The 25,569-nt window shown below is 39.5% G+C and carries 21 protein-coding genes; 6 read left to right on the top strand and 15 right to left on the bottom strand.

The annotated features are described in order from the left end of the window. Positions 1-26: 26 nt before the first annotated feature. From ABEG20_RS21190 to ABEG20_RS21175, 4 genes are all read right to left on the bottom strand, one after another. A complete protein-coding gene (locus tag ABEG20_RS21190; protein WP_406825201.1) occupies positions 27-245 on the bottom strand; it encodes a hypothetical protein in 219 nt (72 codons plus the stop codon). A gap of 205 nt (positions 246-450) precedes the next feature. Continuing rightward, entirely contained in the window at positions 451-732 is a 282-nt protein-coding gene (locus ABEG20_RS21185) for a hypothetical protein (protein WP_406825200.1), read from the bottom strand. 166 nt (positions 733-898) lie between these two features. Continuing rightward, entirely contained in the window at positions 899-2,485 is a 1,587-nt protein-coding gene (locus ABEG20_RS21180) for a vitamin K epoxide reductase family protein (protein ID WP_406825199.1), read from the bottom strand. 197 nt (positions 2,486-2,682) lie between these two features. Beyond that, positions 2,683-3,135 (bottom strand): sterol desaturase family protein, encoded by a 453-nt coding sequence (locus ABEG20_RS21175; protein ID WP_406825198.1) that lies wholly within the window; start codon positions 3,133-3,135, stop codon positions 2,683-2,685. A gap of 167 nt (positions 3,136-3,302) precedes the next feature. Here ABEG20_RS21175 and ABEG20_RS21170 point away from each other — a divergent pair, with 167 nt between their 5' ends. From ABEG20_RS21170 to ABEG20_RS21150, 5 genes are all read left to right on the top strand, one after another. Next, a complete protein-coding gene (locus ABEG20_RS21170; RefSeq protein WP_406825197.1) occupies positions 3,303-3,914 on the top strand; it encodes a TetR/AcrR family transcriptional regulator in 612 nt (203 codons plus the stop codon). 59 nt (positions 3,915-3,973) lie between these two features. Beyond that, positions 3,974-5,314: a TolC family protein gene (locus tag ABEG20_RS21165; RefSeq protein ID WP_406825196.1), complete on the top strand. Its 1,341-nt coding sequence runs from the start codon at positions 3,974-3,976 to the stop codon at positions 5,312-5,314. A 2-nt stretch (positions 5,315-5,316) separates the two neighbouring features. Further along, positions 5,317-6,384, top strand: a complete 1,068-nt coding sequence (locus ABEG20_RS21160) for an efflux RND transporter periplasmic adaptor subunit (protein ID WP_406825195.1) — start codon at positions 5,317-5,319, stop codon at positions 6,382-6,384. 66 nt (positions 6,385-6,450) lie between these two features. After that, positions 6,451-9,645, top strand: a complete 3,195-nt coding sequence (locus tag ABEG20_RS21155) for an efflux RND transporter permease subunit (RefSeq protein ID WP_406825194.1) — start codon at positions 6,451-6,453, stop codon at positions 9,643-9,645. Between the two features lie 186 nt (positions 9,646-9,831). After that, positions 9,832-10,635, top strand: coding sequence for a hypothetical protein (locus ABEG20_RS21150; protein ID WP_406825193.1), 804 nt, complete (start codon positions 9,832-9,834; stop codon positions 10,633-10,635). A 1,217-nt stretch (positions 10,636-11,852) separates the two neighbouring features. Here ABEG20_RS21150 and ABEG20_RS21145 read toward each other — a convergent pair. The 11 genes from ABEG20_RS21145 to ABEG20_RS21095 all read right to left on the bottom strand — a co-directional run bounded on the left by ABEG20_RS21145 (position 11,853) and on the right by ABEG20_RS21095 (position 23,285). Continuing rightward, positions 11,853-13,058, bottom strand: a complete 1,206-nt coding sequence (locus ABEG20_RS21145) for an MFS transporter (RefSeq protein WP_406825192.1) — start codon at positions 13,056-13,058, stop codon at positions 11,853-11,855. Between the two features lie 107 nt (positions 13,059-13,165). Continuing rightward, a complete protein-coding gene (locus ABEG20_RS21140; protein ID WP_406825191.1) occupies positions 13,166-13,819 on the bottom strand; it encodes a TenA family protein in 654 nt (217 codons plus the stop codon). Continuing rightward, positions 13,816-14,649 carry a bifunctional hydroxymethylpyrimidine kinase/phosphomethylpyrimidine kinase gene (thiD, locus tag ABEG20_RS21135; protein WP_406825190.1) on the bottom strand — a complete coding sequence of 278 codons (834 nt, stop codon included), beginning with the start codon at positions 14,647-14,649 and terminating at the stop codon, positions 13,816-13,818. The genes ABEG20_RS21140 and thiD overlap by 4 nt, the downstream gene beginning before the upstream one ends. Before the next feature lie 395 nt (positions 14,650-15,044). After that, on the bottom strand, positions 15,045-16,592 hold the full coding sequence (locus tag ABEG20_RS21130) for a choice-of-anchor I family protein (protein ID WP_406825189.1): 1,548 nt from the start codon (positions 16,590-16,592) through the stop codon (positions 15,045-15,047). A gap of 374 nt (positions 16,593-16,966) precedes the next feature. Continuing rightward, positions 16,967-18,373 (bottom strand): dihydrolipoyl dehydrogenase, encoded by a 1,407-nt coding sequence (gene lpdA / locus ABEG20_RS21125; protein WP_406825188.1) that lies wholly within the window; start codon positions 18,371-18,373, stop codon positions 16,967-16,969. Positions 18,374-18,739: 366 nt separating this feature from the next. Then, positions 18,740-19,096, bottom strand: coding sequence for a bleomycin resistance protein (locus ABEG20_RS21120; RefSeq protein WP_406825187.1), 357 nt, complete (start codon positions 19,094-19,096; stop codon positions 18,740-18,742). 62 nt (positions 19,097-19,158) lie between these two features. Beyond that, positions 19,159-19,710: a Crp/Fnr family transcriptional regulator gene (locus ABEG20_RS21115; protein ID WP_406825186.1), complete on the bottom strand. Its 552-nt coding sequence runs from the start codon at positions 19,708-19,710 to the stop codon at positions 19,159-19,161. A gap of 41 nt (positions 19,711-19,751) precedes the next feature. After that, a complete protein-coding gene (locus ABEG20_RS21110; RefSeq protein ID WP_406825185.1) occupies positions 19,752-20,360 on the bottom strand; it encodes a DUF2306 domain-containing protein in 609 nt (202 codons plus the stop codon). A gap of 45 nt (positions 20,361-20,405) precedes the next feature. Then, on the bottom strand, positions 20,406-21,071 hold the full coding sequence (locus ABEG20_RS21105; protein ID WP_406825184.1) for an HAD family hydrolase: 666 nt from the start codon (positions 21,069-21,071) through the stop codon (positions 20,406-20,408). A gap of 22 nt (positions 21,072-21,093) precedes the next feature. Continuing rightward, a complete protein-coding gene (locus ABEG20_RS21100) occupies positions 21,094-22,254 on the bottom strand; it encodes an esterase-like activity of phytase family protein (RefSeq protein ID WP_406825183.1) in 1,161 nt (386 codons plus the stop codon). Positions 22,255-22,457: 203 nt separating this feature from the next. Beyond that, positions 22,458-23,285, bottom strand: coding sequence for a DUF6515 family protein (locus ABEG20_RS21095; protein WP_406825182.1), 828 nt, complete (start codon positions 23,283-23,285; stop codon positions 22,458-22,460). Positions 23,286-23,697: 412 nt separating this feature from the next. Between ABEG20_RS21095 and ABEG20_RS21090 the strand changes: the two genes are divergently transcribed. Beyond that, positions 23,698-25,512, top strand: a complete 1,815-nt coding sequence (locus ABEG20_RS21090; protein ID WP_406825181.1) for a CocE/NonD family hydrolase — start codon at positions 23,698-23,700, stop codon at positions 25,510-25,512. The last annotated feature ends 57 nt before the right edge of the window (positions 25,513-25,569 follow it).

Genomic DNA, 25,569 nt, shown 5'->3' with positions numbered 1-25,569 from the left:
GGAAGTTTTCTTCCGGCCAATCATTTTTAAAAAGGGCAACTTGCACAGCAATATCCCGAAGTATAACTACCATCAGAATATGTTGTGCCATTATTATAGGCCTCCTGGGCATCGCTTACAGAAAAATCTCTGTAAGACCATCCCCTGAAGGACCCATCACTGTTCCTGATTGCAATTCTACAATCTGCTCTTCCACCAACAAGCTGTTTCATTTCAGCTTTGCTAAGTAAATTCACCTTTTTCATGTTCAAAAATTTAAATTTGTTTTTTAAAGTTGTTTGTTGCCTTTCACGCAGGGCAACTTAAGCGATGCCAATGATAACGTTGACATTCGTTTTTTGGGGCAGTTTCGTTGCAACCGTGCTGCCCCTTTTTGTACAAATACTTTTGAAATAACTATAGTTGCCATACGCAGGCAACCAACAGATTATTATCACCTAAACCGGGCAATTAAACCGCTGTTTGATCATCGCACACATAAGTTGATATACACTGACCTGTACATTGCCCGCCACAGGGTGCACCCGCATCCCATGTTGCCGGATTATAAGGCTGCTGAGTTCCCCATACAGGAGACTGGGTCGGGTCATTATTTGGATAATAATAACCAGAAACGCATGTTGCATGATAAAAGGTTCCATTAGATGCATTACACATTTCACCACCTCCTGGTACACCTCCTCCCAATACATTTTTCATCTCAGCTTTACTGAGTAAGTTTAGTTTTTTCATTTTCAGGACATTTTGTTTTTTTATTTAAGAATTATACATTTTAAAGCAGTTTACGCTGGCGAAATGCGTATAACAACTGTACTTTAGTTTCCAACGGTTTTACTGGAGTTCTACTTTCAGTTTTCAAAAATTGATATGCTGAAAAATTCAGTTGCTTTTAAAACAATTACGAAAGCAAATACTTAATATCGTCTAATCGGTAAGGTTCGGGTAGTTTATATCCGTTAATTAAGATGGTTGGCGTAAAGGCGATTTCTGCCATCCTGCACCAGGCCTTATGTTTTTCTGTTATGCCTGCTACCTGATCACTTATCTCAACAGGATATTGTTCTGCCCAATTTTCGAATTCTTTATCCGATTGATCGTACCAGGTGTTTAAAGCATTTTCGGTTACCTGCTGATCTTTAATCAAACTTAAAGCAGTAATGTGACGGGCCATTTTGGTTGCCGAATCATGATCATGGTCAGCAGTACTAAAAATAACATTTAAGCGGATATCCGCTCTGGTCTTTAACCATTCTGCTATCGTTTTGTGCGCCTTGCTACATGGCCCGCAAAATGGATTACTCACCATGGTAATTACAGTTTCAGCCTGGGCATTTCCTATTAAAACAGGCAAAAGCTCATCACTAACAGTGTAGCGCGGCTGACTGGTTAAGGCTTGTTTAAACAAATCATTATTGTATTTAAACTTTTTAAGTTGTTGTTGTACAGGCTTTAATTGAGCGGATGCTAAAAAAACAGGTTTAAGAAGTGAAAATATCACAATTGGTGAAAGAAAACAGATTATGAAAAGCGCAATATTAAATAATGAAAAAGCTGTGCTTAAAGTTAAACTGCCAAAGATGAGATTTGTTAAAAGCTCGAGCCAAAGCAATGCCTGCACGGCACAACACAGTACGCACCAGTTTTTATTTTTATACTGATAGGCAATCGAATAAACAGTATAAGGAATTGCCAATACGTTAAGCCAGGCTAAAACGACAATGCCTGCAGGATTTACCAACAGTGATAAAAAAGAGCCTGCAAAATAAAAAAAGCCTACCTCGCTCCAGCTTAACCAGGAGGTAACTTTTGCCGCATCGGATTTTAATATGGTATTGCAGTTATTTTTTTTACCAAGGCTGCAAAGATTTTGTATAAATGGATTATCAGTATTTATGCTTTGTGCTAACAGCAGGATACTAACGGTTAAACCGGCCAATTTAATCAGCAGCAAAGTTACCTGTCCCCAAACCATTAACTCCTGGTAGAGAATGAGACCAAGAATCCCTAAAAAAAGGATCAGTCCGACAGGCAAAGCTAAATCCTGTAAAAAGAATCTGAATTTTTTCCGGATATAATCTTTTTCCCCGCTATTCCCGGCAAGTTCGGCATGGAGAGCAATGCCATCCCACCTACTTAGAAACTCCGCTTCAGGCATACTCGCGTCCTTATTTTCTTCATCAGAAAAACGAACGTTACCATTATCAATCTGCTTAATTAAAACAAAGCGACCACCTGTTTCAGAAAAATGAGCAACAAATGGGAATAATAGATCATTTACATCATAGTCTTCCCTAAATATGCGGTAAGCCTGGTTATTGATATTCCAGCTTGTCAAACAATCACTCAAGGCTAATAAACTTGGATTATCAGGGTGATCGGACAGGCAGCCTTTAGCTGTTTTATAGGTTACGTTTGCCTTTAAGCTTTTAATTAAAGAAAAAATAACACTGTCTAAATTTGATTTAAAACGATTAAGCAATTTCATGAGGCGTCAAAATATAGATAGCAATGTAAATATTTTTTTAAAAAAAACAATGCATAATTATATTTTTATATAGAACATGCCCCATAATAACACAAATTAAGTATACAAAAAATGTATGATTAACACACAAACACCTCAGTAATAAAGAATAGTGTTTAAATAAAGAAAGGAGATTTGTTTGATGATTTTGAGGTTATCTATGATATAGATTTAGTTTTTATTAAACTTTTTCTTACAAACAACAGACCAAAAGCTTTTCCTTTTGCCTTTCCCCTGTTTTTATGATGTATTTTATGTGCTTTCCGTACAGCCATCAAATAAGCATTGTTGCTTTTAAAGGTTTTAAAGCGCCGGTGAACAAACCAGTCGTGCACCACAAAATAAATCAGGCCATATAAAGTAATGCCCAGGCCCGCAAAAAACCGATAACCCAAACTATCCCGATCGGTGTACATTAAATACAAAGATGCGGCAGCAAATAATACCGCAAACAAATCATTCCATTCTAAAAATGATTTTGCCTTTTGATGATGGCTTTTATGCATAAACCAAAGTGGCCCATGAAACAGGTACTTATGTATAAACCACGATAAACACTCCATAGCAATGATGGTGGATAATACAATGAGGATGTTGATAAATGCAGACAAATTTTCTAAATAATTGGTTTGTAAAGATATATAAACATCTCGGGAAGCAAAATTATGTCATAAAATTGTAAGCTTAACAAGCTTTCAAACCAACTTTTCATGACAAATCATTTTTTAGCACTATTTTTGACTAAAATATTAAAAAAGTCAGAAAGTAGAAAAGTAAAATGATTGTAGCTGATAAAAAGAGAGAGCAAATTATTGATGGTGCTATAAAACGCTTTATTCATTTTGGTATTGGTAAAACCACGATGAATGATATTGCCGAAGATCTATCCGTATCCAAACCATCTCTTTATTATTATTTCCCCGATAAAAAACATTTGATTTTAGGAGTGATAGAAAAAGTGTTTAACGATTTCTTTGAGCTGATCAAAAAGAAATATAACCCTGATTTACCGGTACAGGAAATTCTTTTTAATACCATTGATGTACGGAACACATTTTTCCAGAAGTATTACATGCTCCGCATTACCGAAGGCATTCCGGATTTATTGAACGACGAAGTGATTAAAGGTAAATTGCATACACTAAAAGAATCGGAAAAAGATTTTTTCGCAGAAATTTTTAGTCAGGCTAAGGCAAAAGGAGAAATTGAACATGATGACACCACGCATGTTGCTGAATTATACCTGGAAAGTTTAATGGGCCTTTGTACCATGTGTATTATGGAAACCGGCAAAGACCTTTTTCCGGATAAAAAATCATTAAATAAAATGACGTTAAAGCAAAAAAACCTGACTTCAATATTCGTGAGAGGCTTAAGGTGTACAGACTAAAAGCTTAACGTTGGCATAAATAAACAGAGAAGAACCCAAAAAACAAAAAACAATACATTATGCTTAGAATAAAAGTGGTAAAATTAATGCTCATTGTGATTATCGGCTCGGTTTTACCGCAGCTGGCAATTGCACAGCAGCAAATTACCTTGAAAGAGGCGCTCACCTTTGCGCTCCAAAACAACACTAAAGTACGCAATGCTAAATTAGACATTGAAGGCGGAAGATACAAGGTACAGGAAGTAAGGGCACAGGCCTTACCACAACTTACCGGAAATGTAGGTTTAACTTACAACCCTATTATTGGCCAGTTGGTTGCAAATATTGGCGGTGCAACACAATCGTTTAAATTAGGCCAGAACTGGAATTCGACCGCAGGCGTTCAGCTCTCGCAGCAATTATTTAACCAACAGGTTTTTACAGGGCTGCAGGCTGCACGATCGAGCGAAGAATATTATGCGCTTACTTCGCAATTAACCGAAGAACAGATTATTGAACTGGTAGCTAACAATTATTATCAGGTTTTGGTAAACAGGCAACAGCTTAACGTCATCGACACCAACATTAAAAATGTTAAGATAGTTGAAAAAATTGTGGGCACCCAGTATAAAAATGGTTTGGCCAGAAAAATAGATGTAGACCGGATCAGTGTAAACTTAACCAACCTGAATACACAACGAGAGCAAGTCATCAATGCGATTACCCAATTGGAAAACCAGTTAAAATTTTCGATGGGAATGGCTGTTTCAACACCAATTAGCCTGCCGCCAACCGAATTAACGGAAGTAACTACATTACCTATGTTTACTGATTCTATTGATCTGGCCAACAGAACTGAAGTTAAACTTTTAAACAATCAGGATAAACTTTTATCCTTACAACGCAAAGCCTATGTGGCCGAATACTATCCCAGCTTATCTTTAACAGGTAATTATACCTATTCCAGTCAGAGCAATAGTTTCGATTTCCTTAAATCAAACGCTTCGGCTATCGGCTTTGGTTCGTCTGCAATAGGTTTAACTTTAAGGGTACCGATTTTTAACGGTTTCTTAACCCGCTCTAAAATCCGCCAGGCCGATGTTGATATTAAAAAGGCTCAGGAAAGCAGAAAAGAAACCAATAATGCCTTAAACTTGGCTTACGAAAATGCAAAAATACAGTTGCGCAATAATTTAAACACCATTAAAGCACAACGCAAAAATGCCGATTTAGCGCAAGAGATTTACAGCAGCACCCAAAATAACTATAATAACGGTTTAGCTTCATTAACCGATCTTTTGGATACTGAAAACGCACTTACTTCGGCACAGAACAGTTATACTCAGGCTTTGTTAAATTATAAAATAGCCGAAATACAATTAATCAAATCAAACGGAAATATTAAATCGCTAGTACAATAGAAATGAAAAGAGTAATTACCATAATCATCGTAGTTGTTGTTGCCCTTGGTGCAATAGCCTATGTTTTAAGCAACAATAAAAAGAAGAACGAAGAAAAAACTGCTTTCATTGCTAAAGGTAGTGGTGCTGTTGCCGTTCGGGTTGCTCAAGTAGAGCGGAAAGCTGTGGATTTAGATTTCAGTGCGAACGGAAATTTTATTCCTAAGCAGGAACTTAATTTCTTATCAGAAAATGCTGGTCGGGTTACCGCTATTTATGTAGATGAAGGCGACAGGGTAAGCAAGGGACAGGTTTTGGCCCGCGTTGATGCCGAAATCATCAATACAGACAGGGAAACTGCTGAAGCGACTTATCAGAATGCAGTAAGGGATGAGGCCAGATATCAAAGCTCATTCCAAACCGGTGGTGTTACACAACAACAGTTAGATCAGGCTAAATTAGCTACAAAAAATGCAAAACTGCGCTTACAGGCCTCACAAAGAAGATTAAGCGATGCAAACATTAAATCACCGATTAACGGTATTGTAAACAAAAGATACATTGAAGTTGGTGCTTTTGTAACTGCTCAGGGTACACAATTATTCGAATTGGTTGATGTTTCAAAATTAAAGCTTAAGGTAAATGTGAACGAATCGCAGGTAGCCAACCTTAAAATAGGCGATAAAATCGAGATCAAATCTTCGGTTTTCCCAACTGATAATTTCTCTGGAAAGGTAACCTTCATCGCCGCCAAAGCTGATGCAACGTTAAACTTCCCTATTGAAATTGAAGTGGAAAACAGCCACAAAAACACTTTAAAAGCTGGTATGTACGGAACTGCCATATTCAAGTTCCCTAAACAGGCGCCAAGTATTCTTATTCCGCGTACATCATTTGTGGGCAGTGTAAGCAGTAACCAGGTTTTTGTTTTGGATAAAGCCAGCAATACGGCTAAAACCCGTAATGTGGTAGCAGGCCGTATTTTAGGCGATAATGTTGAAATTCTTGATGGCTTAAAAGAAGGTGAAACTGTGATTACCAGTGGACAGATTAACTTAACTGAAGGTACTCCGGTTAGTATCGTGAAGTAAGTTAGCGGAATTTTCAGCTTTTAAAAAAACGCGATATGCCAATCGCAAAACGCAATACGAACTAAAATGAAGATAACAGACATATCTATAAAAAGGCCTTCGCTGGTTATTGTGGTATTTACCGCACTTACCTTGCTGGGGTTATTAAGTTACTTTTCGTTGGGTTATGAATTACTTCCAAAATTCTCCAACAACGTAGTATCTATTTCGACCATCTACCCTGGTGCTTCGCCAAATGAGGTTGAAAATACCGTAACCAAAAAGATTGAGGATGCGGTATCATCAATGGAAAACATCAAAAAAATCAACTCTGTATCATTTGAGAGTTTATCAACCGTAACCATTACGCTAACAGATGCAGCAAATATTGATATCTCGTTAAACGATGCGCAACGTAAAGTAAATGCCATTCTGGCCGAATTACCTGAAGATGTAAAAACACCTTCATTAAGTAAATTCTCACTTGATGATTTACCGGTAATTACCATGTCGGCCTCTGCCAATATGGACGACGTAAGCTTTTATGATTTAATTGACAAACGTATTGCCCCGGTAATTTCGAGGGTAAATGGTATTGCACAGGTAAACTTAGTGGGTGGTTCTGAACGCGAAATACAGGTTTCGCTTGATGCCAATAAACTACAGGGCTATGGCCTTGCGGTTCCTCAGGTACAACAAATGATTCTATCTTCGAACCTGGATTTCCCTACCGGAAGTGTAAAAACGCAGAATCAGGATGTATTGATCCGTTTATCGGGTAAATACAGAAGCATTGATGAATTGAGAAACCTGGTTTTAACCACAGGCAAAGATGGTGCCCAGATCCGCTTGGGCGACGTGGCCGATGTTCAGGATTCGCAAAAAGAAACGGAAAAACTGGCCCGTATTGACCGCAAAGCATCTATTGCCATCCAGATCATTAAACAAAGTGATGCGAATGCCGTTGAGGTAAGTAAAGGTGTACACGCCATTATTGCCAAACTTAAAACAGAATACGCAACCAATAAATTAGACATCAGAATTGTAAACGACAGTTCAATCTTTACGTTAGAATCTGCTGATGCGGTAATCCACGATTTAATCCTGGCGGTTATTTTGGTGGCCTTTGTAATGCTTTTCTTCCTGCACAGTTTACGTAATGCTTTAATTGTAATGGTATCGATTCCGGTTTCGCTGATTGCTACTTTTATCGGTATTAGCTTATTCGGCTTTACTTTAAACTTAATGTCGCTGCTGGGCCTGTCGCTCGTGGTAGGTATCCTGGTGGATGATGCGATTGTGGTACTGGAGAATATCCAGCGACACATGGAGATGGGTAAAAACAAAGTAAGGGCAGCATCTGATGCCACAAGAGAGATCGGTTTTACGGTTGTATCCATTACTTTCGTAATTGTGGTGGTATTCTTCCCGATTGCGGTAAGCACCGGTCTGGTATCGAATATCTTACGTCAGTTCTGTATCGTTGTAATTATTGCAACCTTGCTTTCGTTGCTGGCTTCATTTACCATTGTACCACTTATTTTCTCCCGTTTCGGTAAGTTAGAACGCATTGAAGGTAAAAACCTGTTCGGCCGTTTCATTCTATGGTTCGAAAAACAGTTGAAGAAATTTACCCTTTGGATTACCAGTATTTTAACATGGTCGTTAAACCACAAAGCTTTAACATTGGTAATGGTAGTGGTAATGTTCTTAAGTTCTTGCGGTTTATTGGTAGGCGGTTTCATAGGATCTGAATTCTTCCCAAAATCAGATAAAGGTGAGTTCCTGGTACAATTGGAATTGCCAAAAGATGCTTCGTTAGAGCAAACCAACTTCCTCACTCAAAAAGCAGAGGCTTTTTTAGACAAACAACCAGAAATTACGCAGTTGATTACTACTGTCGGACAATCGACCGGTGATTTTGGTGGTACACAGGCTACAGCCTATAAATCGGAAATTAATGTTAAACTGGTTGAACGCGATCAGCGTAAAGGTGTTTCTTCTGATATTTTCGCCACCAAAATGAGCCGTGCCCTGGCTAAAGAATTAGTGGGTGCAAAAGTAAAAACGGTGCCGATCAGTATTTTGGGAATTGCAGAAAACGCACCGATCCAACTGGTAGTGATGGGTTCTGATTTAGATAGTGCCTTGAAATATGCCGAAGGTGCACAGAAAGTACTTGCCGCTATTCCGGGTGCTACAGAGATTAAATTATCGGTAGAAAAAGGAACGCCAGAAATTAATGTTCAGGTAGACCGCGACAAGATGTCGGCGGTTGGCCTTACCTTACAAACCGTCGGTTCTACCATGCAGACAGCTTTTGCGGGCAATACGGATGGTAAATACCGTAAAGGAGAGTATGAGTACGATATTAACATCCAGTATCAAAACTTTAACCGCCAGAACATTGATGACGTACGTAACCTGATTTTTGTAAATAATGAAGGCAAACAGATCAAGTTATCACAGTTTGCAACCATTACAGAAGGTTCAGGTCCAAGTCAGCTGGAGCGTTTGAATAAATCGACTTCGGTATCCGTTAAAGCACAATCAATCGGTAGGCCAACCGGAACCGTAGTTGCAGAGTTCCAGGCAAAACTGGAAGAACTGCAAAAAAACGGTAAACTTAAAGCACCAGTTGGTGTAAGTTATAGCTGGGCAGGTGATCAGGAAAACCAGAGCGAAGGTTTTGGTACTTTAGGTATTGCTTTGCTGGCTTCAATCATTTTGGTTTACCTGATCATGGTTGCGCTTTACGATAGTTTTATCTATCCGCTGGTGGTAATGTTTTCACTTCCGTTAGCGGTAATCGGAGCATTGCTAGCCCTGGCTTTAACCAATAACTCAATTGGTATCTTTACCATTTTAGGTTTAATTATGCTAATGGGTCTGGTAGCGAAAAATGCGATTATCCTGGTCGATTTTACCAACCACCTAAAGGCAGAAGGTAAAGAAACCAAAGAAGCACTCGTATTGGCCAACCACGCACGTTTACGCCCAATTTTGATGACAACCATCGCCATGGTATTTGGTATGCTTCCAATTGCCCTGGCCAGCGGCGCCGGTGCCGAGTGGAAAAATGGCTTGGCCTGGGTGATTGTAGGTGGCTTAACCAGTTCGTTGTTCTTAACATTAATTGTGGTACCGGTAGTTTACCTAATATTCGATAGAATGCTGGAGCGCCTTGGTTTCAATAAAAAAGGAAAAACCATTGATGAGTTAATGGTTGAACCATACGACCATAAAGATGTAAACGAATACGATTTAGATCACGGACATTAATAAATATCCAGATTAACAATCAATTAGCCCCGACCCCAAATCGGGGCTTTTTTGTGGCGTTTTTAAAGCCTATGCCCTATGCTTAGCGAGCACTCATACACCAAAAATAACCCTACATGCAAAGCGTAGATAATTCTATAATACGGTATCCAAACAAATATTAATCAACATTGTATATTATTGATTATGTTCAAAATCATTTTTAGCCTGTTGCTGATCTGCTCTACAATCCTTGTAAAAGCGCAACATCCACCTGTTTTTGCCGCAATGCGTACCGATTCCAGCTTCGTTAAACTTTACAATCTGGATATTACATTAGTAAAATACAGCTACAAACCCAATGGCGTAAAGTTTTTAGTGGTACACGACAATGAAGATACCGGCGTAAAAGCTGGTTTTGACTATATCCGCTGGTATGGTGGCGAACTCATCGACAGCCAGTATGGGGCAGTAAGGGATTATTATTTCACCTATATGGACGACCAATACCGCATAGATCCAAATGCGATATACACCGAAGTGGGGGTTAATACCAGGCTGAAGAAAAACCAGTTCAGCTCTAATGAAGTGGAAAAAGCCCTGCTGAACGCAGGAAAGCAAATTGTAGATTTTTATGATCCAAAAACTACCGGTTATTTTTTAACCCTCCACAACAATGCCGATGGTGGTTTTGGCATTTCTTCTTATTTACCAGGTTACGATTTAGCCAGTACTGCAGATTCGGTTTACATTAACTTCCAAATGGATGGCGATGATCTGATTTACGTAACCGAGCCTAGATTGTTCAGCAGTTTAAAAAAGGCTAATGTAAACGTCATTCTTCAATCTAAATTTGCCACTAATGATGGGTCCCTTTCGGTTTATGCCATGCAAAATAATATTCCTTACATCAATGTAGAAGTACAACATGGGCATCTGGAAGAAAACTTCAGGTTAATCGAGCTTGCAGTTGACGCTTTAAAGGAGCATGGATTGGTAAAGAAAGAATAACATACTAGATTTACTAGAGACTCAACTCTAGTAATCGTCACCCTGAATTTATTTCAGGGCTTTAGCAAAACGGATCCTGATGCACCCTAATAAAAACAAAACACTGTTTTGGCCACTGAGCCAGTTGGAGCGGTACCCTCCAGCAACGAGGTACGAGGAAGCGAAGCATACAAGCGGAAAACGGGAAGAAACTTAGTGTTTTGTACAGGCCTTTCGCTCCTTTTACTCAAGATATTTTTTAGGAAATGAGCGTTCAGTAGTTCTTGGCGGGTTGCAGACCCGCTTTCCTATCGGTTGGTGTCTCACCGACCGAAATAAATTAAGGCATATTTAGCATCTTAAAACTTAAAAATGAGCATACAGTAGTGCTTGGCGGTTTGCAGGCCCGCTTTCCTATCGGTTGGTGTCTCACCGACCGAAATAAATTAGGCATCTTTAGCATCTTAAAACTTGAAAATGAGCGTTCAGTAGTGCTTGGCGGTTTGCAGACCCGCTTTCCATTACAAGTCCGCGCTACGCTCCGGGCTTTCCATTGCATCCGATAGCTATCGGATCGGGTTTAACAACTGGGTTTATGCACCTTGTCACCAAAAAAATGAAATACTGTCTCCGGCCATTTAGCCTATCGGTTGGTGTCTCACCAACCGAAATAAATTAAGGCATATTTAGCATCTTAAAACTTGAAAATGAGCATACAGTAGCGCTTGGCGGTTTGCAGGCCCGCTTTTCATTACAAGTCCTCGCTACGCTCCGGGCTTTCCATTGCATCCGATAGCTATCGGATCGGGTTTAACAAATGGGTTAATGCGCCTTGCAAACCCAAAAATGAAATACTGTCTCCGGCCATTTAGCCTATCGGTTGGTGTCTCACCGACCGAAATAAATTAAGGCATATTTAGCATCTTAAAACTTGAAAATGAGCGTTCAGTAGTTCTTGGCGGTTTGCAGGCCCGCTTTTCATTACAAGTCCTCGCTATGCTCCGGGCTTTCCATTGCATCCGATAGCTATCGGATCGGGTTTAACAACTGGGTTTATGCACCTTGCAAACCCTAAATATGAGACACTGTCTCCGGCCATTTAGCCCCGGTTGCAGCGGTACCCTGCAGCAACGAGGCACGAGGAAGCGAAGCGTACAAGCAAAAAACGGGAAGAGCCGCTATTTTGCCCACAGGCACTGCGCTACAAATAACAGATATATTTCGCTATGAAATGAAACTTAGTTTATCTCTTTAATTTTCGCAACCAAAAAAATAATCAGCATACCAAACACAGAAATAATCCCGAAAGAATAGCGCAGACTGGATAATTGCGAAACATAACCAATTAACGGCGGACCAAACAAAAAGGCAAAATAACCGATGCTCGAAACCATGGTGATGGCTTTACCAGCGGGGACTTTCTTATTGTTGCCCGCTATGCTATATACCATGGGTACAATACTCGAAACACCCAGGCCAATAAGCATAAAACCAAAAATAGCAATAAACAGATTCGGGAATATTACCGCAAGTGCCATACCTATAGATATAATGGCACCACTAATTTGCAGGAGATTTTTTCGCCCGAATTTACCGATTAAATATACCCCCATAAACCTTCCGCTGGCCATCATAAACATGAATGATGCATAACCGATAATGGCCTTATTATGCGGCAGTTTAACTACATCCTCAAAGTAAATAGCACTCCAATCAAACATAGTGCCTTCAGTGGCCATACTGCAAAATGCAATAACGCCCAATAACACCAAAATACCTTGCGGCATGGTAAAAAACTTCGTTTTCTCCACTACGGTATCGGGTTTATTGTAATTAAGTAATTTTTGAGCGTTAAATAGCACATTGGTTAAAGATATTAAGGCAATAATCCAAAAATGGGTATACATTCCTAATTTTAAGTTAACCAAACCCAGCGCAATTAATGCACCGGTTAAATTCCCGATACTCCAGGCACCATGGAATGAACTCATAATAGGTTTTCCATAATAGTTTTCGCCAGCAACACCCTGAGTATTTAAGGCGATATTACACAGATTACCTGTGATACCAAATAAAACCAAAAAAGCCGCTAATTGCCAACCCGTAGTGGCCAAGGCTAAAAAAGTTAAGGCAATGGCATAAAGTGGTGCTGTTGCCCTTAACATTTTCTTACTGCCAAAATGTGTGGTCAGTTTTGCAGAAAAAAACATGGTGATAATCTGCCCTGCTGGTAATGCAAAAAGTATAGAGCCTAATTCTGCATCGTTTAAACCCATGGAGGCTTTAAAAGTTGGAATCCTACTGGCCCAACTCGCAAAACAAACCCCTTGCATAAAATAAAAGGCAGAGATGGCTAAACGTACTTGTTTTGGAGAACTTTGCGCTAATGCAGGTTTATCTTCTTGTTTAATTAAAAATTCCTGTTCTTTCGTGCGCTCTTCCAATGTGATGTTGTAAATTATAAAACGACAAAGTTCTTTAAATCTATTGGAAATACCGACAGATTTTTAACATTTTATCAAAATATTTTGTTGTTTACACGGGTAAAATATTAGATTTTCCATTTTTCCAATTCATAAGAACTGTTCCAGAACATCCATTCTAAACGGGTAGCCATTTCGAAAGCTTCCAACATTTTTTGTTGAGTTGCAGCATTCGCCTGTGCTGCCAGTTCATCTGTAATATCAATTGCTTTTTCTACTGCAGCTGCAAATTCTGTACCGGCATACATATCGATCCACCTTTGGTAAGGATTTTCGTTTCCGTTTTGCTGAGCAAAAATATAATCGCCGACAGCCTTATAAATCCAAAAGCATGGCAAAACAGCTGCTACTGCGATTTCTACATGGGCATAGGCAGCCTGACTAAGCATATAATTGGTATATAATAGTGTAGATGGGGTTGGTTGCACTTCGCTTTCCAAACCAAATTCTACAAAATAGCTTTCATGCAGACTCCGCTCGGCAAAAATAGCACCTGTAGAAAACCCGGCAAAAGCCATCACTAAATCTGCCTTTTGCATACGTCCGCTAATCGCGCTTAACGTCCGCCCGAATTCTAAAAGGTAATAGGCATCCTGTGCTAAATAGAAAATAAATTTTTCTTTTGCTAAGGTGCCGTTGCTCAGCTCCGTATTAAAGGGCATGCTTAAAATTTGGTTATAGATGGGCCTAACCCTTTCCCATGCCTGTTCGCTCCACTTCATTGGATAATTAATTTTAAAGGTTCGAAAAAGTGGTTTAGCGGTCCGTTGCCTTCACCTGTTTTTACTTCGCTGCCTGCCTGTAAGGCCTGGCTGATGTATTTTTTTGCATCTTTTATTGCGGATAATAAATTGTTGCCCTTTGCCATTTCGGCAGCGATAGCCGATGAAAGTGTACAACCTGTTCCATGCAGATTTTTAGAAGCAATAAAGGCACTTTCTAAAACCACCGGAATTTCGGTGCCAGAAATGAGTACATCATAAATAATGGGGCCAGCCAAATGACCACCTTTAACCAAAACTGCTTTTGCGCCCTTTTCGATGATTTTCTTGCCTGCTGCAACCATATCATCAAGGTTATTGATTTCTTGTCCGGAAAGGATTATGGCCTCATCTATATTTGGTGTAACTAAACTAACGATGGGAAATAATTTTTCTACCAATTGATTAACGGTATCGGGTTCGATTAAGCGGTGACCACTGGTAGCGACCATTACCGGATCTAAAATAACAGGTACCTTAGCCGGGTAATGTTTAAGTTCTGTTTCAATTACATCGACCACTTCTGCCCGGTTAATCATGCCGATTTTAATAGCCACTGGTGATAGATCATCCAATACTGCCTGCAGCTGATCTTTAATAATCGTAGCCGGAATACCGTGAACGGAACGCACCCCTAGTGTATTCTGTGCGGTCACAGCCGTAATGACCGATGTACCAAAACAGCCCAGGGCCGAAAAGGTCTTCAGATCTGCCTGAATGCCCGCACCACCACCGCTATCTGAGCCGGCTATTGTTAATACCTGAATATAATTCATTGCTAAAGACTTCATTTTGTGTACAACTTCAGGAGTCTTCAAATGCCGAAGGCATTTTATGCAATTATTGCAGACAAACTAATTTCCTACGCCGGCATGATCCGGATCAGGTCCATTTATGAAGCGTAGGGTTTGGGGCGTAGGGCATAGGGTTTTATAACCTTCCGCCTTTTACCATTTACCTTCCACCTATAAAAAGGGTATATTCTCAGCCAACTGATTTGAAGGCACCCCTAAAGTTTTATTGTAGCGCAATATAGGGCTAAGTTTTTATTATTCAGAGAAAAAAGGGAAAAGACTAAAGATCAATGCAGAAAATTTAAATTCGAACCGGAGAAATTGAGTAAAACAAAAAAATCCCGATATCAATACCGGGATTAAACATAATAATTAATAAAGGGATAGAGAGACTATATTTTATCGGGCTGATAGAACCGAACGGTACCATCTCCTTCATTTGAAACAATTAATAAACTTCTTCCGTTAGGGCTATCTTTTGGTTTAACAAACATCAAACCTTCCGGTGCATCGCCGGTAGCGAATAACTGAACAAATTTTGGTGCTGCCGGATTAGTTACATCATAAATAGCAATTGCATCTGCACGTTCCATACCAATAAATGCCAGGGTTTGTCCGTTTACCTGGGCAACCGTTACACTTTCTACTTCAACCCCTTTATTGTCTGAGCGATCGTCGTCGTATTTACCGGCATCAATTACGTGCTGTTCAAGGTCTTTACCAATGTTGGCCACCAAAGCTCCAGTATTTGCGTTCAGAATACTCACACTTCTTCCTCCGGTTGAAAATAATTCCTGGTATACCTTATTTGTACCAACCATAGTAAAACCTGCGGTGTTGGTTACGGTAAGTCTTCCCAGATTTGCATCTAGCTGCAAAGTTGCTGCATTTGGGAATTTAACCGGATCTAAAATAAGATCCTTTACGCGAACCTCTTCTTTTGATTCTTTTGGTGTATAATCCTGACGGGTATCGCCTTCATTGGCCAGTGCCAAATAGGCCGTACCGCTTGACGTAAAATAAGAGATTGCATCTGGCAGGTAATAAGCTTTTATTGGCCATGTACCCAATACTTTTTTGCCATCTTTATCGCTTACATCAAATGCATTATCTGCCAGGCTAATGTCTCTCGTACCTAACGGAAAAATCTTTGTAATGTTTCCTGCTAAAATATCTACTTCGGCAACACCGTTGTTTTCTTGAAGCGTAACATAAGCCTTTTTAGAATCGTTGCTTACTGTAATGTATTCCGGCTCTATATCCTGGGTAAAACTGGCATTATAACCATAGATCCTGAAACCACCAGCCAGCAAAGAAGCTTTTTGCGATTCAAAAGCTGAAAAATCTATTGTTTTTACCGAATAATTATCTTTAATACTGATGATTGAAATGGTTCCTTTTGGATCTACCGTGTAGGCCAGATTGGGCTCACCTTCATTAGCAGATAAAATATAGTTGCCATCCGGGCTGAAAGTGACCATATCTGGCATGGCACCTACTGTAATTTTTTTAACTTCTGATAAATCTGAAGTCTTCAGTACCAAAACATCACCATTACCCTGCTTATCAGCACCATCTAAAGCGATTGCCAGTAAACCGCTGTTAACTGCCACACTGTTGATACCAGCATTGGCTGTAAAGGATAGCGTTTGCACTTTTGTTACAGCTGGATATTTGCTCATGTCTACCACATCAACTTTGGCCCCACCATCATTGCTCACTACAAATAATCTTTTGGTTAAGGGATCGTAAGCAGAAATTTCAGAAGCGAATTCACCGCCTAAATCAATAGATGCCGTTTCTTTAAAGCTGTCTATTTTTTCTGGAACAACAGCTTCGACCGGAGGATCCACAATCGGATCATCATTTGAATCTTTTTTACAGGCAGCAAATGCCAGTGAAGCAATCAAGATTGCACCAAATAGTTTTTTACAGTTCATGGTTTGTTTAATATCTGAGCCGCAAAAATATATGTGAAAAACGCTATTTTTTAGCCTGCGAACATTATCATTTGGTTAAGGAATTGTGAAGAAAAACTAGAGCGGAAAGGGGAACGCAGAGCAGCCTTCATTTCGATGATAGTGCAACGAAGTCGAGAACCCGGAGGCTGTGCGCAGCTAAATCTGCCTAAATAGATTTCTCTATTTCGCTGCGTTACAGTTGAGATGACGGTAACGCTGGGTGGTTATCCCGTTGAACTTTTTCTATCATTAAAGCGTTCTCATAATGATGGAGAGGAACTAAAACAAAAAAATCCCGATATCAATACCGGGATTTTTTATTCGTTTTGCTAAAACAAGTTCAGCTACTATTATTAAATGTGTATTGCGCGGTTATCAGTTGCGGCTAAAGCAGCTTCTTTTAACGCTTCGGTATAAGTTGGATGCGCATGGCAGGTACGTGCAATATCTTCTGCTGATGCACGGAATTCCATAGCAATAACCGCCTCAGCAATCATATCCGCAGCACGCGGACCAATCATGTGTACCCCTAAAACTTCATCAGTAGTGGCATCGGCCAATACTTTAATGAAACCATCAGTATCCATACTGGCTTTCGCACGGCCGCTCGCTTTGAACGGGAATGAACCTGCTTTGTATTTTGTTCCTTTTTCTTTCAATTGCTCTTCGGTTAAACCAACAGAAGCCACTTCCGGCCAGGTGTAAACCACACCCGGAATTAGGTTATAGTTAATGTGTGGTTTTTGTCCGGCAATGGTTTCAGCAACATAAGTACCTTCATCTTCAGCTTTATGCGCCAACATGGCACCCGTAATTACATCGCCAATGGCATAAACACCTTTAACCGAAGTTTCCAAATGCTCGTTAACCGGAATTTTTTTCCCTCTTTCTTCGATAGTGATACCGATTTTATCTAAACCTAAACCTTCACTGTAAGCGGTACGGCCAACAGCCACGATACAATAATCAGCGTCGAAATTTACGGCTTCACCTTTGGCATTTTCGGCAGTAACTGTTACTGTTTTACCATTATTTGTAGCACCGGTAACTTTATGATTCATAAAGAATTCCATGCCCAGGTTTTTCTTCAATACGCGTTGAAGTTCTTTACCTAAACTGGCATCCATTGTTGCAATAATGGAAGGCAAAAACTCAATTACTGAAACTTTTGTACCTAAACGGGCATAAACAGAACCTAACTCCAAACCGATAACTCCTCCACCAATTACAACCATCGACTTTGGAACTTCTTTAATATTTAAAGCCTCTGTTGAAGTAATAATGCGTTTTTTATCCGTCGGTAAAAATGGTAAAGCTGTTGGCTTAGAGCCCGTAGCAATGATTACATTTTTAGCGGACAGGGTTTCGGTAGAGCCATCGGATTTGGTTACCAGGATGGTATTTTTATCTACAAAAGAACCTACACCTTCAAAAGAATCGATTTTATTTTTTTTGAACAGATAAGTGATACCGGCAGTATTTTGAGCAACAACATCGTCTTTACGGGCAATCATCTGCGGCATATTTACTTTAAGGCTTTTTAAATCGATACCGTGAGTAGTAAATGTATGAGCAGCATTATGAAAATGCTCCGATGAATCTAACAAAGCTTTAGATGGGATACAACCTACGTTTAAGCAAGTACCTCCAAAAGTTTTATATTTTTCTACTACTGCAGTTTTTAAACCTAACTGAGCACAACGGATTGCGCCTACATAACCGCCCGGTCCTGAACCGATAACAACGACATCGTATTGCATAATTTCTTGAGAATTTTGATTAGCCAAATGTATGGAAAAAAGGCGGAAAGCTGAAAGTAGATTAGGCAATTGTCTTCCAATTCCAGACATCTGCCTATAGGTATTCGCCCATACGCATAATCAAGGCTTCATTATTGAGACCAAAGAGAATAACCCCACAAAGTTTAGATGTCTAAAAGTGCAGAACATAAAAATATTTTACTTTAAGACGATAAAATATTTGATCGATCCGGCAAACAACTATATAAGCCTGGGCTTGGCCTTGATATTAGGTTAAATAGCCCATTATACAATCAACCACAAACTATCAACAGCAGCCATGAACCATTTTACGAATAAACCATTGACTAATTGAACCAATAAATGCTAAGCCTCTTGTCCGAAGGTAAGTAGATTGTTGTCGGGATCAAGCATGGAAAACTCTTTCTGCCCCCATGGTTTTGTCTGCAAATGACCATTGGGGTGAATGCTTTGTTTAGTATCCAACATCCATTTGTATAAACCCTCTATATCATCTGTGCGAAGGTAAATCTGTCCGTAATTTTCTTTCGGATCGAGTGCTTCGAATAAAAAAAAGTGAACCTGAACATGATCTTTTTGCACCATGAGGTAATCTTTAAAATTGTCGACCCCAATATCTTTAAAGCCCAATTTATTCACATAAAAATCTCTGGTGATGTCTTTATCACGCATTGGAAGTTTTGGGTTGATTTCTGTCAGCATAGTTTTTTATTTCAAAAATGAGAAATTTTCTCAAAAGCAGTACTTGATCGAAATCAGGAAATTTATTTATTTGCCCTTACCCTGCTGAGTGTTTCGGGCGCTATTTTAAGATATGAAGCAATCATTTTAACAGGAAAGACCTGTACAACAAGCGGCTTGGCATTTTTAATGTAACCATACTTTTGTGCCGGATTTAATGTATTATCGAACAGATAAGTCCTGTGGTTCACCTGGTCGAAAATCCTACCGAAGCTTAAAAAGGATGGTGACCTGGCAATCAGCTCATGCAGGTGGTATAAACTCAATTCCATAACTTCAGCATCCTCAAATGCTTTAATTGTGGTGTCTGATGGCTTTTGGTTTATTAAACTAGGTTGATTGTACATCCATTCTTTGGGTAGGTGCAGATCAACGATTGTTTCCACCAGGCCATCAAATTGAAACTGAAAGAAAGATCCTGATAAGATGAAATAGACCGATTGACAGACCTCCCCTTGGCGCAACAACAGTTCGTTTTTTCTGAATTTTTTCAGGCGGCATTTTTCTTCAAAAAGAAGCAGATCATGGGACGAAAATGATCCGACACTGGCTAAAATTTCCGGAGCTGATATCATATAAAATTCAATTATTTCAGCGGATGGAGCAATCAAACACCCTATTGATCTGTGGCTTTTCTGGTGATTAAATAAGCAACAATCAAATTTGGAATCCAGCATAACCAGGCAACAACCAGATAGGCTTTAAAAAAATCGCCATACATTATGGTCAAAATTGGCAACCAGATCCTTAAGGTTACCGCCGCAAAACATGCCGCATAACTGTAAACCATCATTTTTTGATGTTTTACGATTTCTCCGTGTTTAATGTATAAATAAGCTTTTAATGTGGTGTAAAACCAAACAATACCTAAACAAATAAATCCTGCGGAAGAAACCCATCCACCTGTTGCAAAAAATCCGATACAGATACCCGCTAATGCGCTAAGCAGCACCGAAATCACATAAACCTTACCCAGTTTCCGGTGCAATGCCATCCGCCTGTTTCTCATTTTTGAACTAAACTGTGTCCAACCGATTAATAAAGCAATTCCTCCGAAGATAATATGCGTATAAAAACCAATGTTCCAGCAAGTATTGCTTAACAATGCTACCGATTTTGAATTTAACAATCCAAATTTTCTATCGATCAAAAAGTAAATCGTTGGATAGAGCCCGATCAGCAATGCGAAACTTGCAAACAAAACCCATAATCCTTTTTTCAACATATTAAATCCTGTAGTTTCATTACTAAGCTCGTTAATTTTCAGGAACTAAATTAATTCCTTTTGTAACATAAATGTTTTGGCATTGGCAAAACTGAGAAAAAGCTCATCTGCTATTTTTAATTTTTGGTGCGCCCGCACATTACTTTGGATAGCGTAACAGGTAATGCCAGCAGCCAGGGCAGATTTAACCCCATTGAGGGTATCTTCAAAAACGATGCACTCTTCTTTTGCTAAGCCCAAGCGTTCTACACAAAGATTATAACTCTCAGGATCGGGTTTAGATTTGCTTACATCTGTACGGGTGATAAACAGGCTGAAATATCTGGCCAAACCATTGCGCTTGAAAACTGCTTCTACATCTACTTTCGGACTGGCGGTAACTACTGCAAGCGTAAGTCCTTTTTCGTAAGCAAATTGCACAAATTCTAAGGCATAAGGCATGAGTGCTATGTCGGTTGTTCTAAAACCATCAAAAGTGATCCTTTCTCTCCTATCAATAAAGCTTGCTAAATCTTCATCAATTTTATAGCGGTCTACAATGGTTTTAGCATTTTTCGGCAGCGGAATCCCTGCATAATTACCTAGCCAATCCTTAAGTTCGATATGCACATTATAGGGTTCTAAAAAGGTATTCCAACAATCGAAATGAAACTTTTCAGAATCAATCAATGTACCATCCAAATCGAAAAGCAGGGCTTTTATTTTACTCATTATATTTTTAACTGAAATTAGCTTATGGGATTATTTCGAAAAGGAAAAACTGCTGAACCTGCGATTTACTGAAATTATTATCTACACAAAATATCAAAGAATGATGTCCGTTGGCAAGTTTTGGCCCAAAAGTTACTCCTTCAAAATTATCGATGTGCCTGTTTAAGGTATCGAAATCGAAAAGAAGTTTTTTGGTAAGCGGCTTTGGCTGATTTTTAAGGAAAGAGGCATTATCAATCTCATTTTCTGCGCCACTCAGATCAACCAGGTAAAGTTTTAAAAAAGTATGGTCATCATGCCCTTTTGCCCAGGCCCTTTCCATAACCAAAAGTGTATGATTATTAACCGCCAATATTTCTGAAATACCATTTACATTCCAGTCGTTATCTACACTGGGTTTAACAGGTAAAGCACCTAGGTTGTAGGCATATTGTGCAACATTCTTTTTAGTCGCCACATCGAACTTCAAAATCCGCGTTAAAGCTTTGTCATAACCAAAAGATGATTGTGGACTATCCTGATATAAAGGTTCCTCTAGGCTGGCATATAATGTTTTATAGTGATCGGCATAGGTTAAACCTTCGAACAATGCATTTTTCCGTGGACCGCTCTCTGTTTTGGTAAAATAAAAACCTTTTGGCAGCGCAATGGTATCTAAAAATCTTCCGGTGCCAGCAATAAAAGTTAAACCGGGTTGAACAATGGTCGTATCGCCGTTTTTAAATAACCTCTCCCCCTCACTGCTCCAGATTAATTGTTTAGTGACCGGATTATAACGAACAGCCTCTCCATCTGGCTTTACGCTTTTATCCGTGCCGTATCTGGGATATTGTTTTCCGTTTTCCTGTAAGAGATAGGTAACTCCCGTGATCCGCACGGTATCGATTTTATTTTCTTTGAGCTCAATCTTTGCGGTGTAAATCCTTGCCGGACTAAATTGCGACGGATCATCACTGACCAGATAATACTGGTTTTGCGCCGCATCATAATCAATCCCCGATAAACCACCAACAACCGTATTTTGGAAAACAGGGTTTAAGGGCATAATGTATTCATCCAGAAATTTTACAGCTGAAATATGGGTCTCAACCTGGTTAATTTTAACATACTTAGTTACTGAACAGGAGGAGAAAATAATAGCGAAAAGAGCATAAACGATGATATATGGCCGTATAGATTTCAAATTGAAATATTTAGACTGTAAAAATATGTTTTTTTGATGCAACAATTTATAGTTTTTGCCACGGAGGCTATTTTGTGGTGTCACAGTTACCATCTGACACCACATCAATATAACTATAGAAACCTTACAATTAAGCAATCTTTTCAAAACAAAAACAGTCGGATGTTACCATCCGACTGCACGCTAAACCCTAATAACTATACTTAAAACAACTTACCAATAACACGGTAAGTAATATTAGTTCCATCAACTACCTCTTCATAATATACATCATCGGACGAAACAAAATATTTTTCGTTTTTAATCGTCACTTCTCTGCATCCTTCAGGCAACTGATTAATGATATCGCCAATGTTATGTGCATCGGCCGAACCATCTGTTGTATTTAAAACGCCATCTTTTCCGGCTACCACATATACCGTTTTACCATCAGCATTTTCTTTTTGGGTATAATAAACACCTTTGTATTCGTAATAATCAACGCCGTTAATGGTTACCCGATTTGCATCCGATGGTAAATTTGGAACTTCAGCACCAACTGGTGGTGTAACCACTTCGTATTGATCGTTATTTTGTTGATAGAACAATCCACCAGAATAATAAAACTGGGTTGGACCGTACCAGAACGGATAGTAGCCATATGGCAGTACATTAATCCTGAAACCTAAAAATGGCCTGTAAAAATTATAATAGCTATAGTACGGCCTGTAATAAGGTCTTCCGAAACCAAATCTGTAACCATAGTAAGGTCTGCCATATCCCGTCCGATAACCGGGCCTGTAATAGCTATAACTTGATCTGCCGGAACGGATACTGGTAGAAAAACTACCTCTGCCTGCTCCGCGCATAGTGGACTGATGGGAAAATCCACCACCTCTTGACGAACCAATAGAGCCTGATCTGCCACCGCCGAAAGAAGCACCACCTCCGCCCCTACCTGGCCGCTGTGCAGAAACACTTTCTATACTCAAGGTTGCTATCATTGCTGCTGCAGCAAAAACAACCCATACTTTATTGAATAACCTATTCATTTTTTTTGTGTTTAATTCTATCATCAATATGACGGTTAAAAACCTTAAAAGATTATACCTTAACCATATTTAACTAAATTTTGATAAAGTGATGACGAATAAAGGGTTAAGCCTCTAAATACAGATAATAAAACTGCAGATTTTCTGATTCGTTTTTCATTTGCAACGATTTACCATCAGCATTTAAATTTCTCTTGCACAAAGTTCCTGTTGTCTGTCTTCCAACTTTCAGGTTCTTCCATTTTCCGTCATCCATTCTACATCACTCCATACTAACAAAGCTTTTACGCGCTAATTTTTTCTAATCAATCGTTAATCACCTATATTTAAATTTTATTCTTAAGAACTAGCTTAAATGAACCTCATCAGAATTTTCTTCCTTCTAATTTGCCTGTTTGTTTCTAATAAATTAATGGCTCAGCAAACCGATTCGGCTTATGTAAAAGAAAACTACACCAAAATAGAACGTCAGATCCCCATGCGGGATGGAGTTAAGTTATTCACCTCCATATACATGCCCAAAAATCAATCCAAAAAATATCCGTTTTTAATCAACCGTACGCCTTATACGGTTGCCCCTTACGGAGAAGATAAATATAAGCTAAGCCTGGGCAGTTTTCCGGCCATGATGCGTGAGGGTTTTATTTTTGTTTACCAGGATGTGCGCGGCCGCTGGATGAGTGAGGGAACTTTTGCCGATATCCGCCCACAAGTGGTGGGTAAAAAAGGTAAAACAGCCATTGATGAAAGTACAGATACTTACGATACCATTGATTGGTTGGTTAAAAACGTAAAAGGAAACAATGGAAATGCTGGTATTTACGGCATCTCTTATCCTGGCTTTTATTCTACCACATCATTGCCAAACGCACACCCGGCATTAAAGGCCGTTTCTCCACAGGCGCCGGTTACCGATTGGTTTATGGGTGATGATTTCCACCACCGCGGTACGTTATTTCTGATGGATGCCTTCAGTTTTATGAGTAGTTTTGGTGTGCCGAGGCCTAAACCCATTACACCAGATAAAGGGCCCAAAGGTTTTCAGTTCCCCATTCAGGATAATTATCGCTTTTATTTAGAAGCCGGATCGGTTAAAAATTTAAAAGACCGTTATTTTGCAGACAGCATTAAATTCTGGAACGATTTATTTAAACACCCAAATTTAGATACTTTCTGGAAAGCACGTTTAATTACCCCTCATTTAACCCAGGTAAAACCTGCAGTAATGGTAGTAGGCGGTTTTTTCGATGCTGAAGATGCCTATGGTACCTTTGCCACTTACAAAGCCATCGAGAAACAAAATCCTGGCGCTAATAATATCCTGGTAGCTGGCCCATGGTTTCATGGCGGCTGGGTACGCAGTGATGGCGCTTACCTTGGCGACATCAACTTTGGCAAAACCACCAGTATTGATTATCAGCAGCAATACGAACTGCCTTTTTTTAAACATTATTTAAAAGGTGAAGGAGATTTTAATGCAGCAGAAGCTAATATTTTTATAACCGGAAGTAACGAGTGGAAGAAATTCAGCACCTGGCCGCCGCAAGAAGTAGAAACCAAAAACCTGTATTTACAACCCAACGGAAAGCTCAGTTTCGATAAAGTAGGCAGAACCGATAGCTGGGATGAGTATGTGAGCGACCCGGATAATCCGGTACCTTACCAGGACGGCGTTCAGGCCAGGCGCACCCGCGAGTACATGATAGACGATCAGCGTTTTGCAGCCCGCCGCCCTGATGTTAAAACTTATCAAACTGATGCTTTAACAGAAGATATTACCTTAACCGGACCTGTGCTGGCTAATCTTGTGGTTTCTACCACCGGAACAGATGCCGATTATGTAGTTAAACTGATCGATGTTTATCCCGAAGATGCACCAAACCCGGTACCGAATCCCAAAAACTTAATTATGGGCGGTTACGAAATGTTGGTGCGTGGCGAAATTATGCGTGGTAAATACCGCAACAGTTTCGAAAAACCCGAAGCTTTTGTTCCTGGCGCCATTACCAAAGTAAATTATCCCCTGCCAGATGTAGCACATACCTTTAAAAAAGGACACAAAATAATGATCCAGATTCAAAATTCATGGTTTCCTCTGGCCGATCGCAATCCGCAGAAATTTATGGATATCTATCAGGCAGAACCACAGGATTTCCAAAAAGCAACACATAGAATTTATCATGACGTGCATAACAGTTCTTTCCTTACCGTTTCGGTGTTGAAATAAAATGTTCAGCGCGCCGTTATGAGTTTTGTCACCCAACTTGATTGGGAATCTCCATGC

This window comes from Pedobacter sp. KACC 23697, from assembly GCF_045348445.1.
In the GTDB taxonomy this organism is placed as follows: Bacteria; Bacteroidota; Bacteroidia; order Sphingobacteriales; family Sphingobacteriaceae; genus Pedobacter.
This window is presented reverse-complemented; position numbering and strand designations above follow the sequence as displayed.